A 14,415-nucleotide genomic window follows, 5' to 3' on the forward strand; every position below is an offset into this window, starting at 1 on the left:
CGGTGAGGGTATGCGCTCGCCCGCCGTGGCAGGGTACGACCCATGACGCAGACGCCGCGCAGGGTCATCCACACCGGTCAGGCCATGGTCGACCTCGTGCTCGAGGTGGACCACCTGCCCGCGCGCGGCGGCAACGTCATGGCGGACCGGGCGACGAGGTATGCCGGTGGCTCGGTCACCATCGTCGTCGCGGCGGCGCGCTCCGGGGCGGCGGCGGTGCTCGCGGGGGCGGTCGGCACCGGGCCGAACGGGGACCTGGTGCGGGAGGTGCTGGAGCGCGAGGGGGTCGAGGTCAGCGCACCGCCGGTCGAGGAGCTGGACACCGGCGTCTGCGTGGTCCTGGTCGAGCCCAGCGCCGAGCGCACCTTCGTCACCACCCGCGCCGCCGAGCGGCGGATCACCGCGGGATCGCTCGCCACCAGCGCGGCGGCACCGGGCGACCTGGTGTGCCTGTCCGGCTACACCCTCTTCGAGCCCACCCGCGACCCGCTGCTCGCGTGGGTGGAGGGCCTGCCGAAGGGCGTCGAGGTCGTGCTCGACCCCGGTGCTCCCTTCGCCACCTTCGACGCCGGCCTCGTCGAGCGGGTGCTGGCCCGGACCACGGTGTGGACCTCCAACGCCGCGGAGGCGGCCGAGCTCGTCGGGGCGGAGGGCTCGCCCGCCGACCTGTGCGACGCCGTCGCCGCCCGACTGCCCGAGGGGGCGGTGGTCGTCGTCCGGGACGGGCCCCAGGGGTGCGCGGTCCGGGTGGAGGCCGAGACCACGCCGGTGGCCGGCTTCCCGCAGACCCCGGTCGACACCAACGGGGCGGGGGACACGCACACCGGAGTCCTGTGCGCCGAGGTGGCGGGCGGCCGCGGCTGGGTGGAGGCCGCACGGCGAGCCAACGCGGCGGGGGCCATCAAGGTCACCCGGCGCGGTCCGGCAACCGCGCCGACCTCGGCGAAGGTCGACGACTTCCTCGCCTCGCGCTGAGGTGCCCGGGCCCGCCCAGCCCGGGGCGGGTGCGCGTCGTGGTGCTGCCCGGGCTGGTGAGCACCACGAGGTGGCCGCCAGGACCGGCAAGGTCACGATCCGGTCACGTTCTCCCCGTGGACGCAACGGCAGACGCCATGCTGGGCATCTAGAGGTCAGAGGTCGGCGCGCAGGGGGCGTCGTCCTTCACCTCGACGACAAGGATGACGCGATGGACCTCGACAGCTCGCCGCACCAGCCGACCCTCGCCGCGCCAGCCCGCCGCGGTCGCGCGCCTCGCGGCGGGGCCGCCGTCCTCGACCCGACCCGGCACGCGCCGGAGGTCCAGCTCGCGCTGGCCGCCCTGCTCGTCGTCGTGGCCGGACCGGTCGCCAGCGCCCTGGCGCCGACCAGTGCCGTCGTCGCCGGGGCCTCGGTCGTCCTGCTCCTCGTGGGCATCGGGCTGGCGCTCCTGGCGACGATCAGCCTGCTGCGCAACGCCTGACCTCGCTCCCCCCGACCTCCCTCGGCCTCGACCCCCTCGCCCCCGGCCTCACCCGGTCCAGGGCGTCCCGAACCTCCCCTCGTGCGCCACCTCGCCACCGGGCGCCGTCCGCGACGCAGCGAGGGGGAGGGGCGGTCCGGCGCGGCATACCCCATCGCCACGGCACCGACGATCCGCCGGTCCGGCGGTGCCCCGAGCGCGTCGAGCGTCGCCTCCTGCCGGTCGGCCGGCACACCGAAGAACAACCCACCGAGACCCTCGTCCACGGCGGTCAGCAGCATGAGCAGCGCGGCCATGCCGGTGTCGACGTCCCAGTAGGGCACCGGCCAGTGCTCCTCGGACCGATTGGTCAGACCCTTGTCCGGCTCGGCATACCGGTCCAGATAGGCCTGCTTGTCGGACAGGCAGACGACGAGGCAGGGGGCGCTGCTCACCCCGCGCAGCCAGGAGTCCCTGCGCTCGCGCGCCACCTCGCCGGTCGACGCCGACCAGAAGCGGCCGCGCTCCTCCTCGCGCGTGAGGACGACGAAATCCCAGCCCTGGGAGAAGCCGGCGCTCGGCGCCCGGATCGCGTGCCGCAGCGCCCGGTCGACGACCTCCCGCGGCACCGGCCGGTCGGGGTCGTAGGCCCGCACCATCCGGCGGGCGCGCACCACGTCGCGGAACTCCATACCCGCGGATCCTGCCACGGGGGACCGACACCCGCGGCGGTCGCAGGCGACATCCGGGTCCCTCCAGGGGCCTCTCCGATGTCCCCGGCCCTCAGCCCCCCGGCGTCAGCCGCAGCAGCCGGCCGCTGCCCTCGTCCTCCAGCAACCACACCGCGCCGTCCGGCCCCTGCTCCACCGCGCGGATCCGTTGCCCGAGCTCGATGACCTCGCTGCCGCGGGACCGGCCGTCCTCGAGGTCGACCCGCACCAGCGCCTGCCCGGAGAGCGCCCCCAGCAGGGCGTCACCCTGCCACTGGGGGAAGAGGTCGCCGGTGTAGATGAGCAGGCTCCCCGGGGAGATGCTCGGGTTCCACGACTCAACCGGTGCGACGAAGCCGTCGCCCTCGGCGTGGTCCGGGATCTCCCCGCCGCCGTACTGGCTGCCGTCGGAGACCTCGGGCCAGCCGTAGTTGCCGCCCTCCTCGACGACGTTGAGCTCGTCCCCGCCCTCCGGGCCCATCTCCGAGGACCACAGCGTGCCGTCCGGCGCGAACTCCAGGCCGAGCGGGTTGCGGTGCCCCCAGCTCCAGATCTGCGCCGCGGCCCCACCCTGGTCGGCCAGCGGGTTGCCCGGGGCGGCCTGACCGTCCAGGGTGAGCCGGACCACGGTGCCCAGCGTGTTGCCCGTGTCCTGCGCCGGGTCCAGCTGCTGCCGGTCTCCGGAGGAGACGAAGAGGTGCTCGCCGTCGGGGTCGAACGCCAGCCGGTGCGAGAAGTGGCCCGACCCCTCGACCTTCGGCGTCTGCCGCCAGATGACCTCCAGGCCCTCCAGCGCGGCGCCGCCGCCGTCGCTCACGAGCCGCGCCCGGCCCACCGCCGCACCGGTGCCGCCCTCGCCCGCCTCGGCCCAGCTCAGGTAGACGACCTGGTCCTCGTCGAAGGTCGGCCCCGCCAGCACGTCGCCCAGACCGCCCTGGCCGTCGTCGACCACCTCGGGGGTGCCCGCCACCTCGACGCGCTCGCCGCTCTCGGCGTCGCGGAGGTGCAGGGTGCCGCTGCGCTCGGTGACCAGCAGGTCGTCGGTGCCCGGCAGGAAGGCCATCGCCCACGGCTCGGCGAAGGTGTCGACCTCCGCCACCGCGATGTCCGGTGACGCCGCCGCCGACGACTCCTCGGGGGCCCCCGTCCCAACCCCGTCAGCGGACCCCTCCTGCCCGGTCCCGGCGGTCTCGTCCGAGCCTGCCGGAGAGCTCGTCCCCGCGGTCGAGCAGCCGGCCAGCAGCACGCCGGCGAGGCACAGCGCGAGGCGACGGTGGCGGCGTTGGGGGGCGGGGTGCATACCCAGGTCCTTCCGGCGGTGGTCGGCGTCCTCCCTGACCAGCCTACGGTCGCCGCACCATGACCGGGCGGCCCTGCGAGGACCACGGAGGCCTGTCGGCCGACGATGGGATGATGAGGCCATGAGCGAGGCCGACGCGCTGCCCCCCGGCTACCCCCGCGAGTGGGAGGCCGACGTCGTCCTCTCCGACGGCATGGTCGCGCACGTGCGGCCGATCCGGCCCGACGACACCGAGGCCATCCACCTCTTCCACGGCGCCCAGTCGGAGCAGTCGATCTACCTGCGGTTCTTCGCACCGATCAAGCGGCTGTCGGACAAGGACGTGCACCGCTTCACCCACGTCGACTACGTCGACCGCGTCGCGCTGGTGATGTATGTCCGTGACGACCTGGCCGGTATCGGCCGCTACGACCGGCTCCGCGAGGGCGGGAGTGTGGCCGAGGTGGCCTTCAACGTGTCCGACCAGCACCAGGGCCGGGGGATCGGCTCGGTGCTGCTGGAGCACCTGGCCGACATCGCCCGGGAGGCCGGGATCACCCGCTTCGTCGCCGACGTGCTGCCGCAGAACCGCAAGATGATCGGGGTCTTCCGCGACGCCGGCTTCGAGGTCTCGCACGAGTTCGACGACGGGGTCATCGCGGTGTCCTTCGACATCGAGCCGACCGAGGAGTCGCGGGCGGTGCGGATGTCGCGCGAGCACCGCTCGGAGGTGCGCTCGGTGCGTGCCGTGCTGCACCCGGAGTCGGTCGCCGTGGTGGGAGTCAGCCGGCGGCCCGCCACCATCGGCCGGGCCTTCTTCGACCACATCGTCGGCGGAGGCTTCACCGGCCGCGTCCATCCGGTCAACAACGCGGCCGAGCCCGGCACCCTCATCAACGGCCACCCCGCCGTCGCCTCGGTGCGCGACATCGAGGGCGGGATCGACCTCGCCGTCGTCGCGGTGGTCGCCGACGAGGTGCTCGGCATCGTCGACGAGTGCGCCGACGCCGGGGCCAAGGCGCTCGTCGTGGCCTCCGAGGGCTTCGCCGAGGCGGGCACCGAGGGCCGGGCGCTGCAGCGTCAGCTGCTGGTCCGCGCCCGCCACCACGGGATGCGGGTGCTCGGGCCGACGAGCTTCGGGCTCATCAACAACGACCCGGGGATCCGGCTCAACGCCTCCATCGCCTCGGCCGACCAGCTGCCGCCCTTCGGGCACCTGGGGCTGTTCAGCCAGTCCGGCGGGCTGGGCATCGCGCTGCTCGCCTCGGCCCGGCGCCGCGGCCTGGGCCTGTCGACCTTCGCCTCGGCCGGCAACCGGGTCGACCTCTCGGGCAACGACCTCATGCAGTACTGGACCGACGACGACAGCACCACGGTCGTCGGGCTCTACCTCGAGTCGATGGGCAACCCGCGCAAGTTCACCCGCATCGCCCGCAAGCTCGCCATGCGCAAGCCGGTGATCGTGGTCAAGTCGGGCATCGGACAGCACGCCATCCCGCAGGGGCACCGCGTGCGGGTCACGCAGGAGCAGCCGGAGACCTTCGGCCAGATGCTGCGGCAGTCCGGCGTGATCCGGGTCGACAACGCCCACCAGCTTTTCGACGTCGCCCAGCTCGTCCTCAACCAGCCGCTGCCGCAGGGGGAGCGGGTCGCGGTGGTCAGCAACAACGACGCCCTCGGATCGCTGGCGGCCGACTCCGCCTCGGCGCGCGGGCTGCGGGTCACCCACGGTCCGGTCACGGTGCCCGCCGAGGCGCTGACCGAGCAGTTCCGTGAGGTCGTCGACGTCGCACTCGCCGACGACGCCGTGGACGCGCTCATCGCCTGCTTCGTCCCGCCGATCGCCGACATCGACCCCGAGGTGGTCCAGGCCGTGTCCGCCGCGGCCGAGGGCCACGAGAAGCCGTGCGTGGCGACCTTCGTCGGGATGCGCGGCGTCACCCCCGGCACGGGCGTTCCGTCCTACCCCATGCCCGAGGACGCCGTCCGCGCGCTCACGGCCGCAGTCCGGTATGCCCAGTGGCGCCGCCGCGACCACGGCGAGCGGGTGCGCCTGGACGGAGTGACGCGGGCGACGGTCTCGGAGATCGTCGACGCCGCGCTGGCCCGGACCCCGCGCGGCACCGACCTCGAGCCCGAGGAGGTCACCGCCCTGCTCGCCGCCTACGGCATCCGGGTGTGGCCGCGCGTCCTCGTCGGCTCCGCCGACGAGGCGGTCGACGTGGCGCGTGAGCTGGGTGACGCCGTCGTGCTCAAAGCGACCTCGCCCCTGCTGCAGCACCAGCCCGGGCAGGGGTGGGTCCGGACCGCGCTGCGCAGCCCGGAGGCCGTGCGAGAGGCATACCGTGACCTCTCGGCGCTGCTGCAGCCGCTCGGCGTCGACGGCATCGCGGTTCAGCGGATGGCACCCTCGGGGGTGAGCGTGGAGGTCAACTCGGCCGAGGACCCGCTCTTCGGGCCGGTCGTCGGCTTCGGCGTGGCCGGGCTGCCGATCGACCTGCTCGGCGACGAGGCGCTGCGCTTCCCACCGCTGACCGATGTCGACATCAGCGAGATGGTGTCCTCGATCAAGGCGGCCCCGATGCTCGACGGCTACCGCGGGGCGATGCCCGTCGACCACGCGGCCCTGCACGACCTCATCGCGCGGGTCAGCGTGCTCGCCGACGACCACCCCGAGCTGGCGCACGTCCGGCTCAACCCCGTGCTGGCGCACCAGGACGGGGTAGAGGTGCTGGGAGCCACCGTCCGGGTCGCTCCTGCCCCGACCCGCACCGACGCCGAGCGTCGGACGCTGCTCGCCGACGTCTGACACGACGTCTGACACGATGGGCGCATGGTCCGTCGTGTGAGGTCGCCCCTGCCCGAGACGCTGGTCGCCGATATCCAGGCCGCCGGCTACCTCCCCGCGGTGGTCCACGACGTCATCGTCACCGCCGTCGGGCGGGACTCGGTGATCTCCCACCTGGTCCACGACGAGACGACCTTCGACGAGATGGCGGTGCGCAACCACCTCACCGTCCTGGTGCTCACCGACCGGCGGCTGGTCATCGCCCACGCCGACGACCACGAGGGGCCGGAAGGGCAGCGCATGGCGACCGCGACCAGCGAGACCGTGCCGCTGCGGTCGGTCCGCGGGGTCATGCTCACCCACACCGTGCCGGACCCGGAGCAGTACGACGGCGGCCTCGCCGGGCGGGGTGTCACGCTGACCCTGGGCTGGGGCGCGGTCTCCCGGGTCGACCTGCTGCCGGCGGTGTGCGAGGACCCGCAGTGCGAGGGCGACCACGGTTACGAGGGCACCGTCTCCAGCGACGACATCTCGCTGCGGGTAGCGGCGGAGACGCACGGGGAGCAGCGCCTGGAGCAGACGCTGCTCTTCGCCAGCGAGCTGTCGGCCCGACTGGGCCAGTGAGCCCGGCAGGCGCCGCCCGTCCGTCGGTGAGCGGCGGGACCGGCGCGGACTCCCCGGCTCGCCCCGCCACGGGTGACGTGGTCGCGGCCGCGCGGGAGGCATACCAGCCCCCGGCGCCGGGTTCCGGCCTGGCCTCCGTGCTGCCCGGTGCGCTCCGGGCGCTGGGCGTGGAGGACCTGCCCGAGGGGGTGGCTGCTCCCGTGTGGTCGGTGGGCCCGACCCGGCGGGTCGTCGTGGTGCTCGCGGACGGCCTGGGAGCGCAGCAGCTCGCGCGTCACAGCGGCCACGCGCGCACGCTGCGTGACCTCGCGACCCCGGAAGGCGCCGAGGGCTTCGGCTGCGGCTTCCCGTCGACCACGGCGACGAGCCTGACCAGCCTGGGCACCGGGCTGCCGCCGGGCGGTCACGGGATCGTCGGGTGGCAGACGAGCTACCGGGGGCGGCTCTTCAGCCACCTGGCGTGGAAAGACGGCCCTGACCCGCACACCTACCAGCCGGTGCCGACGCTGCTGCAGCACGCGGCACGGCGCGACGTGTCGATGACCACCGTCTCGCAGCAGGCCTTCTCCGGCTCCGGGCTGACCCGGGCCTCGCTGCGCGGCGGCGGCTACGTCGGCGCCGGCACCCACGACGAGCGCACCAGCGGCGTGCTGCAGTCGCTGATGCAGGCCGGACGGCGCGGTCGGGCGCTGGTGTATGCCTACTGGGACGAGATCGACAAGGCCGGCCACGTGTACGGCCCGGACTCGCTGGAGTGGGGGGAGGCGGTCGAGGTCTTCGACACGTGGGTCGCCAGGCTGCTCGCGCGCCTTCCGGCGGAGACGACGCTGCTCGTCACCGCCGACCACGGGATGATCGAGGCGCCGTTCGACCAGCGCCGCGACCTGGCGCTCGAGCCGGTGCTGGACGAGGGCGTCGAGCTGCTCGCGGGCGAGCCACGGGCGCCGCAGGCCTGGTGCCGCCCCGGTGCGGTGGACGACGTCGTCGCCACCTGGCGCGAGGAGCTGGGCGAGGAGGCGATCGTGCTCACCCGCGAGGAGGCGGTCGAGGCGGGGTGGTTCGGTGCGGTCCGCGAGGGCTACGACTCGCGCATCGGCGAGGTCGTCGTCGCCATGCTCGGCCAGGCCACCGTGCTCGACTCGCGCCTGCTGCGACCCGAGGTGCTGCGGCTGCGCGGCCACCACGGCTCGATCACCGAGGCCGAGACGGCCGTCCCGCTGCTGGTCGCCACGACCTGAGTCACGTCCCACCGAGCGTCGCGAATGGTTGGCTACGACCCCACCGGGCGTCGCGAATGGTTGCCACAGCCCCGACCGGGCGTCGTGAATGGTTGGCCGACGGCATACCGGCAACCCGTCCCGGCGCTCGGTGGGTGGTCCGTAGACTGCCGGGGTGGCCGAGCTCGTCTTCTTCACCGGAACGATGGACTGCGGCAAGTCGACCCTCGCGCTGCAGATGGACCACACCCATCACCAGCGCGGCCGTCGCGGGCTGCTCTTCACCCAGCATGACCGCTCCGGGGCCGCGGTCCTCTCCTCCCGGCTGGGGCTGACCAAGGACGCGCTCGAGGTCGGCGACGACCTCGACTTCTGGGAGCTGGTCGTGGAGCAGCGCACCAACGGTCGCGCCATCGACTACGTCATCTGCGACGAGGCGCAGTTCTACCGTCCCGAGCAGGTGGAGCAGCTCGCCCGGCTGGTCGACGAGATGGGCATCGACGTGTATGCCTTCGGCATCACCGCCGACTTCCGCACCGAGCTCTTCCCCGGGTCGCGTCGTCTCATCGAGCTCGCGGACCGCACCGAGCAGCTGCAGGTCCGGGCGCTGTGCTGGTGCGGCAAACCCGCCACGGTCAACGCCCGCGTCGTCGACGGCACCATGGTCATCGAGGGCGAGCAGGTCGTCGTGGGGGACGTCGGCGGAGCGGAGGACGAGGGGGAGGAGGCGGCCGGGAGCAGCGACCATGCGCCGGTGGTGGAGTACGAGGTGCTCTGCCGGCGGCACTACATGCGCCGCATGAACTCGGCTGCCGCCCGTTCGGCCTCGACCTCCCCGGAGCTGCTGCCCTTCGACCTCGACCTCTGCCCGTTGCCCGCAGCTGCCGAACCCCTGCGCTGACCGTGGAAGTCGGGCCGGGGCAAGATTTCGCCGGTCGGTGGGGTGATGGGGGGCCGGAAGTGACCGTGAAAGGCGCGCCGGGGCAAGATTTCGCCGGTCGGTGGTGATGCGGAGCCCGCGGGCGACCGTCGAAAGTCGCGCCGCGGCAGGATTTCGCCGGTCGGTGGGGTGATGGGTACCCCTGGTGACCGTGGAAGTCGCGCCGGGGTAGGACTTCGCCGGTCGGTGGTATGCCCGGGGGGTCAGCCGCGCGGGGGGCGGGAGCCGAACATGATGTCGTCCCAGCTGGGGACGCTGGTGCGGCCCTTGCGTCCGGACGTCGGCTTCGCGGCCGGCTCCTCGGGAGCGTCCTCCTCGACCGCGTCATCGACCTCCACCTGATCTGCGGCCGCCTCCTCGTCGGCGTGCTCCTGGGGTGCGTCGTCGGACGACGACGGCTCAGCGTCAGCCTCCTCGCTGACGGGCTCCTCGCCCACGGACTCCTCGCCCACGGACTCCTCGCCCACGGACTCCTCGCCCACGGACTCCTCGCCCACGGACTCCTCGCCGACGGGCTCCTCGATCCCATGATCCGCGGAGACCTCGTCATCGAGAGGCGCTGCAGCCCTTTGGTCCGCGGCTGCCTCCTCGCGCACGGACTCCTCGGATGCGTCGCCGGACGACGACGACCCGTCGCCGACGTCGTCAGTCGGTTCCTTGACCTGGACGCCCTCCGCCTCCGGACCGGGCTCGCCCTTCTGAACATCTTCGGGCTGGGACTCCGCAGCAGCCGGCTCGTCCGCGAGGTCGGCACCCTCGAAGGCCTCGTCCTCGATGAGCACCTCGTCCTCGAGCAGCTCCCCGTCGCTGTCGCGCTCCTCCGCGGCCGACTCGTCGTGGCCGTCCGGCTCGTGGAGGTCGTCCTCCTGAGGCTGGCCCTCCTCGACCTCCAGGTCCTCGTCCTCCATCCCGAAGAACTCGTCGAAGGTGACCTCCTGCGGGTCGTGGCGGGTCCGGGCGAAGCTGCCCTCCGCCTCGACGCCCTCCTCCTCGTGCGCGGCGGGTGCCACCGACGGCAACCGCAGGCGACGCCGCTTGCGGCCCTTGCCACGGCCGACGGCGCGACGGGCCTCCTCCGGGGTGACCGGCTCGGGCTGCTCCTCCGGCTCCGGCTCGGCGACCACCTCAGGCTCCTCGACGACCTCCGGCTCGGCGACCACTTCAGGACCCGCCGCGACCTCGGGTGCCGGCTCGACGGCGACCGGGTCCTCTACGGGCTCATCCCCCGTCGGCCCCACCGGTGAGGGGGACTCCGGCGCCGAGCCCCGCGGGTGCGCGGCGGGCGGGTCGCCCATGGTGCCGGGGTCGTAGGGCAGGTCCTCCAGCGGGAGCACCTCGCCGGGCATCTCCCGCTGACCCGGCACGTGGCCCGGGTCGTCAGCCCCCTGGCGCGCGGCCGGCTGGGTGCGCCGACCGCGACGCTGGCGCCGCTCGCGCATCGTGGCCATGAGGTCGGCCGCGGCCTCGTCCTCGCCGTGGGACCCGCCGAGCAGCGGGTGGCCCGACAGCCCGCCGGGCAGCGCCTGCTCGTCCTCGCTCAGCCACCGGGCCTCGTCGTCGAGCGCTTCGACGGCACGCGAGCGCACGTCGTAGTGCCATGCCGCCCGGCGCTCACGCCCCCCGGCACCGAAGGCCACGATGACCGTCCACGGCTCCTGCGGCTCCCCGCGGGCGGCGTCCCACGACACCGCGGTGAGGTCGACGCCCCGGCTCTGCAGCCGCTCCCGGACCCGGCGGTCCAGGGTGTGCGACCCGTCGGTCCGCCCGCTCGCCCGCACCGGTGCGCGCTGCGCCAGCCCCACGACGTGCTCCCGCTCGGCGAGGACCGGGCCCTCGAACCGGCGCACCCGCTCCAGCTCCCACCCGGTCGAGGCGGCGACGTCCTCGGCCGGCTGCCCGGCCCGGATCATCGCCTGCACGTCGCGCGGGCTCACCGCCCGACGGCCCGCGCCCCCCGACTCGGCCTGCCGGGACCGCGGCCGCAGCGCGGCGCGCAGCCGGTCGTCGACCCGGACGGCATACTGCGACCCGTCGTCACCGGTGAGGACCAGACGACCACCCTCGTCGAGCTCGACGAACTGGAGCTGCTGCATGGTTGACCACTGTGCCACCCCGCCCGGACCGCCCGCGGGAGGGCACGCCGCGCGGGATACCCTGAACGGGCCATGATCGCCGCTTCCGCCGATGTGCGTCTCGCCCTCGATCTCGCGGGGATCTTCGTCTTCGCGCTGTCGGGTGGGCTGGTCGCGGTGCGGGCCCGGCTCGACCTCTTCGGCGTCGCGGTCCTCGCCTGGGTGAGCGGCCTGGGCGGCGGCATCATCCGCGACGTCTTCCTCGGCGACGTCCCTCCCGACGGCATCAGCAACCCCTGGTACGTCCTCACCGTCCTGCTCGCCGGCCTGGTCGTCTTCGCCTTCCACGGCCTCTTCGTCGACCTCTCCCGTCACCGGCCCAGGCTGCGGCTGCACCGGATCAGCCAGGCCGTGAAGTACCTCGACGCCGTCGGGCTCGCGACCTTCGCCGTGGCGGGTGCTCTCAAGGCCGTGGTCCTGGGCGCGCCACCGCTGGCAGCCGTCTTCGTCGGCGGCATCACCGCCGTCGGCGGTGGGGTCATCCGCGACGTGCTCGTGGGTCAGGTGCCCGAGGTGCTCCGCCGCGAGCTGTATGCCGTGCCCGCCCTGCTCGGCGCTGCGGTCGTGGTCACCGCGGCCGAGCTCGGACAGCTGTCCTTCCTGGTGGTCTGGTCCACCCTGGCCCTCGTGCTGGGGATCCGGGTCGCCGCCATCGTCTTCGACCTGCACGCCCCGACCCCCATCCCCTCTCGAGGAGACGCAGCATGAGCAACCCCATGACCGACCCCAGCGACGCCGCCGACCCGGGAGTCGCCGACCCCGCGGCCACCGGACCCGAGGCCGGCTCGGCGCAGGACGAGGTCGTCGCCGAGCTCGAGGAGACCCTGCAGGAGTCGGAGGAGAACGACCTCTTCCCCTACCAGGCGATCGTCCTCACCTCCTTCGGCGGCCCGGAGGGCCCGGACGAGGTCATGCCGTTCCTGCGCCGGGTCACCGGCGGTCGGGGCATCCCCGACGAGCGGCTCGCGGAGGTCGCCGAGCACTACTACGAGTTCGGCGGCAAGAGCCCGATCAACGACCAGAACCGCGCGCTCATCGAGGCGATCCGGGCCGAGCTCGCCCGTCGCGAGCTGACCATCCCCGTGCTCTTCGGCAACCGCAACTCCGAGCCGTTCCTCGCCGACGCCTTCCGGCAGGCCGCCGCCGAGGGCATGACCCGGCTGCTGTCGGTGACCACCAGCGCCTACTCCTGCTACTCCTCCTGCCGGCAGTACCGCGAGGACATCGCGGCGGCCCAGGAGGAGCTGCGCGCCGACGGGCAGGAGGTGCACGTGGACAAGGTGCGGCAGTACTGGAACCACCCCGGCTTCTCCGGCACCAACGCCCGCATCGTCACCGAGGCGGTCCGGCAGCGGATGGAGTCGAGCGGCTCCGTCGACGCTCCGCACCTGGTCTTCGTCACCCACTCCCTCCCGGTCGCCATGGACGACACGTCCGGGCCCGGGGACGAGGAGGGCAACCTCTACTCCGCGCAGCACACCGAGCTCGCCGCCGCGATCAGCCGCGAGGTCTCGGCCACGCTCGGCGTCGAGGTCGAGCACGACCTGACCTACTGCTCGCGCTCCGGCCCGCCGAGCCAGCCGTGGCTCGAGCCGGACGTCAACGACCACCTGCGCGAGCTCGCAGCCCAAGGGGTGACCGACGTCGTCGTGGCCCCCATCGGCTTCGTCTCCGACCACATGGAGGTCGCCTTCGACCTCGACACCGAGGCCGCCGAGACCGCCGAGGAGCTCGGCATCCACATGCTGCGCGTGCCGACCGTCGGCACCGATACCGAGTTCGTCATGGGCCTGGTCGACCTCGCGCTGGAGCGCGCCGCGCAGGCGCGGGACGAGGACGTCGAGCGACCCACCTGGCCAGGTGGCGAGCCGCGCCCCTCGATCTGCCGCCCCGGTTGCTGCCCCAACCTGCGTCAGGCGAAGCCGGCGGCCTGCGGGAGCGACTGATGGACGGCGCGCCCGACCTTGAGGGCGCCCCTGACCCGCACCAGGTCCCGCCCGACGAACGGGCCGAGCTGGAGCGCCTCGCGGTCGACCTGGCCGCGGAGACCGGGGCGCTCATCCGCGAGGAGCGGCCGGACGGGCTGGGCGTGGCCCACACCAAGAGCAGCGACCTCGACGTCGTCACCGAGATGGACACCCGCGCCGAGGCGCTGCTGCGGGACCGCCTCGCCGCGGCCCGACCCGAGGACGGCGTGCTCGGCGAGGAGGGCGGCCACGGGGCGGGGAGCACCGGACTCACCTGGGTCCTGGACCCCATCGACGGCACCGTCAACTACCTCTACGACCTCCCCTCGTATGCCGTCTCCGTCGCGGTCGTGCTCGGTGACCCCACGACGCCGGGCGCCTGGACGCCGGTCGTCGGCGCGGTGATCAACCCCCGCACCGACGAGGTCTTCCACGCGCGCGCCGGGGGTGGCGCCCGGGTGACGGGACGCGGGACGACCCGGTCGCTGGCCGTCGGGAGCCAGGACCGGCTGGAGTCGGCGCTGCTCGCCACCGGTTTCTCCTACGACCGCGCGGTGAGGCGGGGCCAGGCGGCGGTCGTCTCCGACCTGCTGCCCCGCGTGCGCGACGTCCGACGGATGGGTGCCGCGGCTCTCGACCTGTGCCATGTCGCAGCCGGCAGCGTGGACGGCTACTGGGAGAGCGGGCTGCAGCCGTGGGACCTCGCGGCAGGGTGGCTCGTCGTCACCGAGGCCGGCGGCGTGGTCACCGGACCGGGCGGCTCGGGCCCGCCCTCGGGTGACCTCGTGCTCGCCGCCAACGCGACCCTCCATCCCGTGCTGAGCGACGAGATCGACCGGCTCTCCGGCCGCCCCTGAGCGCCCGTCCGATACCGCCTCGCGCGGCCCGGGGCGGATAGGGCATACTCCCGCGCGGCGGATGTGCACCGGCGGCCGGCGGCGGGCACAAAATCGAGGCTCTCGGCGTTCTGGGACGACGAGACCACGTGGCGATGGCAAGAGAGGCAAGATGGCGACCGACTACGACGCACCACGCAAGAACGACGACGAGCTCAACGAGGACTCGATCGAGGAGCTGAAGGCTCGGCGCAACGACAAGTCGGGCAGTGTCGACGTCGACGAGACCGAGCAGGCCGAGGGCTTCGAGCTCCCGGGGGCGGACCTGTCCGACCAGGAGCTGTCGGTGCACGTGCTGCCCCGGCAGCAGGACGAGTTCACCTGCTCGCGCTGCTTCCTCGTGCACCACCGCAGCCAGCTGGCCAAGGAGGTCGGGGGGATGCCGGTGTGCACGGAGTGCGCAGCCTGAGCATGATGCCGACGC

Annotated in this window: 12 protein-coding genes; 9 read left to right on the forward strand and 3 right to left on the reverse strand. The window is 73.7% G+C overall.

Annotated elements, in window-relative coordinates; genetic code table 11:
• The first annotated feature begins 42 nt into the window (after positions 1-42).
• Complete coding sequence (locus tag FU792_RS06665; RefSeq protein ID WP_022923729.1) at positions 43-975, forward strand: PfkB family carbohydrate kinase; 933 nt, start codon at positions 43-45, stop codon at positions 973-975.
• Positions 976-1,161: 186 nt separating this feature from the next.
• Here FU792_RS06665 and FU792_RS18805 read toward each other — a convergent pair whose 3' ends face one another.
• Both FU792_RS18805 and FU792_RS06675 read right to left on the reverse strand, forming a co-directional pair.
• On the reverse strand, positions 1,162-2,130 hold the full coding sequence (locus FU792_RS18805) for a nitroreductase family protein (RefSeq protein ID WP_202980407.1): 969 nt from the start codon (positions 2,128-2,130) through the stop codon (positions 1,162-1,164).
• A gap of 91 nt (positions 2,131-2,221) precedes the next feature.
• A complete protein-coding gene (locus tag FU792_RS06675; RefSeq protein ID WP_022923732.1) occupies positions 2,222-3,448 on the reverse strand; it encodes a PQQ-dependent sugar dehydrogenase in 1,227 nt (408 codons plus the stop codon).
• A 121-nt stretch (positions 3,449-3,569) separates the two neighbouring features.
• On the opposite strand from FU792_RS06675, the gene FU792_RS06680 reads away from it, so the two are divergent.
• The 4 genes from FU792_RS06680 (at position 3,570) to FU792_RS06695 (ending at position 8,957) form a co-directional block, all read left to right on the forward strand.
• Positions 3,570-6,236: a bifunctional acetate--CoA ligase family protein/GNAT family N-acetyltransferase gene (locus FU792_RS06680; RefSeq protein ID WP_022923733.1), complete on the forward strand. Its 2,667-nt coding sequence runs from the start codon at positions 3,570-3,572 to the stop codon at positions 6,234-6,236.
• Between the two features lie 24 nt (positions 6,237-6,260).
• Positions 6,261-6,839: a DUF5998 family protein gene (locus FU792_RS06685; protein WP_022923734.1), complete on the forward strand. Its 579-nt coding sequence runs from the start codon at positions 6,261-6,263 to the stop codon at positions 6,837-6,839.
• 26 nt (positions 6,840-6,865) lie between these two features.
• Positions 6,866-8,077 carry an alkaline phosphatase family protein gene (locus tag FU792_RS06690; RefSeq protein ID WP_238706069.1) on the forward strand — a complete coding sequence of 404 codons (1,212 nt, stop codon included), beginning with the start codon at positions 6,866-6,868 and terminating at the stop codon, positions 8,075-8,077.
• 154 nt (positions 8,078-8,231) lie between these two features.
• A complete protein-coding gene (locus FU792_RS06695) occupies positions 8,232-8,957 on the forward strand; it encodes a thymidine kinase (protein ID WP_022923736.1) in 726 nt (241 codons plus the stop codon).
• Between the two features lie 242 nt (positions 8,958-9,199).
• On the opposite strand, the gene sepH is transcribed toward FU792_RS06695, so the two are convergent.
• Positions 9,200-11,089 (reverse strand): septation protein SepH, encoded by a 1,890-nt coding sequence (sepH, locus tag FU792_RS06700; RefSeq protein WP_022923737.1) that lies wholly within the window; start codon positions 11,087-11,089, stop codon positions 9,200-9,202.
• A 72-nt stretch (positions 11,090-11,161) separates the two neighbouring features.
• Here sepH and FU792_RS06705 point away from each other — a divergent pair, with 72 nt between their 5' ends.
• From FU792_RS06705 to FU792_RS06720, 4 genes are all read left to right on the forward strand, one after another.
• Positions 11,162-11,836 carry a trimeric intracellular cation channel family protein gene (locus FU792_RS06705; RefSeq protein ID WP_022923738.1) on the forward strand — a complete coding sequence of 225 codons (675 nt, stop codon included), beginning with the start codon at positions 11,162-11,164 and terminating at the stop codon, positions 11,834-11,836.
• Positions 11,833-13,074, forward strand: a complete 1,242-nt coding sequence (locus FU792_RS06710; protein ID WP_022923739.1) for a ferrochelatase — start codon at positions 11,833-11,835, stop codon at positions 13,072-13,074. Before FU792_RS06705 ends, FU792_RS06710 begins: the two co-directional genes overlap by 4 nt.
• Positions 13,074-13,952: an inositol monophosphatase family protein gene (locus FU792_RS06715; RefSeq protein ID WP_022923740.1), complete on the forward strand. Its 879-nt coding sequence runs from the start codon at positions 13,074-13,076 to the stop codon at positions 13,950-13,952. Before FU792_RS06710 ends, FU792_RS06715 begins: the two co-directional genes overlap by 1 nt.
• 151 nt (positions 13,953-14,103) lie before the next feature.
• On the forward strand, positions 14,104-14,400 hold the full coding sequence (locus tag FU792_RS06720; protein ID WP_149814641.1) for a DUF4193 domain-containing protein: 297 nt from the start codon (positions 14,104-14,106) through the stop codon (positions 14,398-14,400).
• The last annotated feature ends 15 nt before the right edge of the window (positions 14,401-14,415 follow it).

This window comes from Serinicoccus marinus DSM 15273 (assembly GCF_008386315.1).
Lineage (GTDB): Bacteria > Actinomycetota > Actinomycetes > Actinomycetales > Dermatophilaceae > Ornithinicoccus > Ornithinicoccus marinus.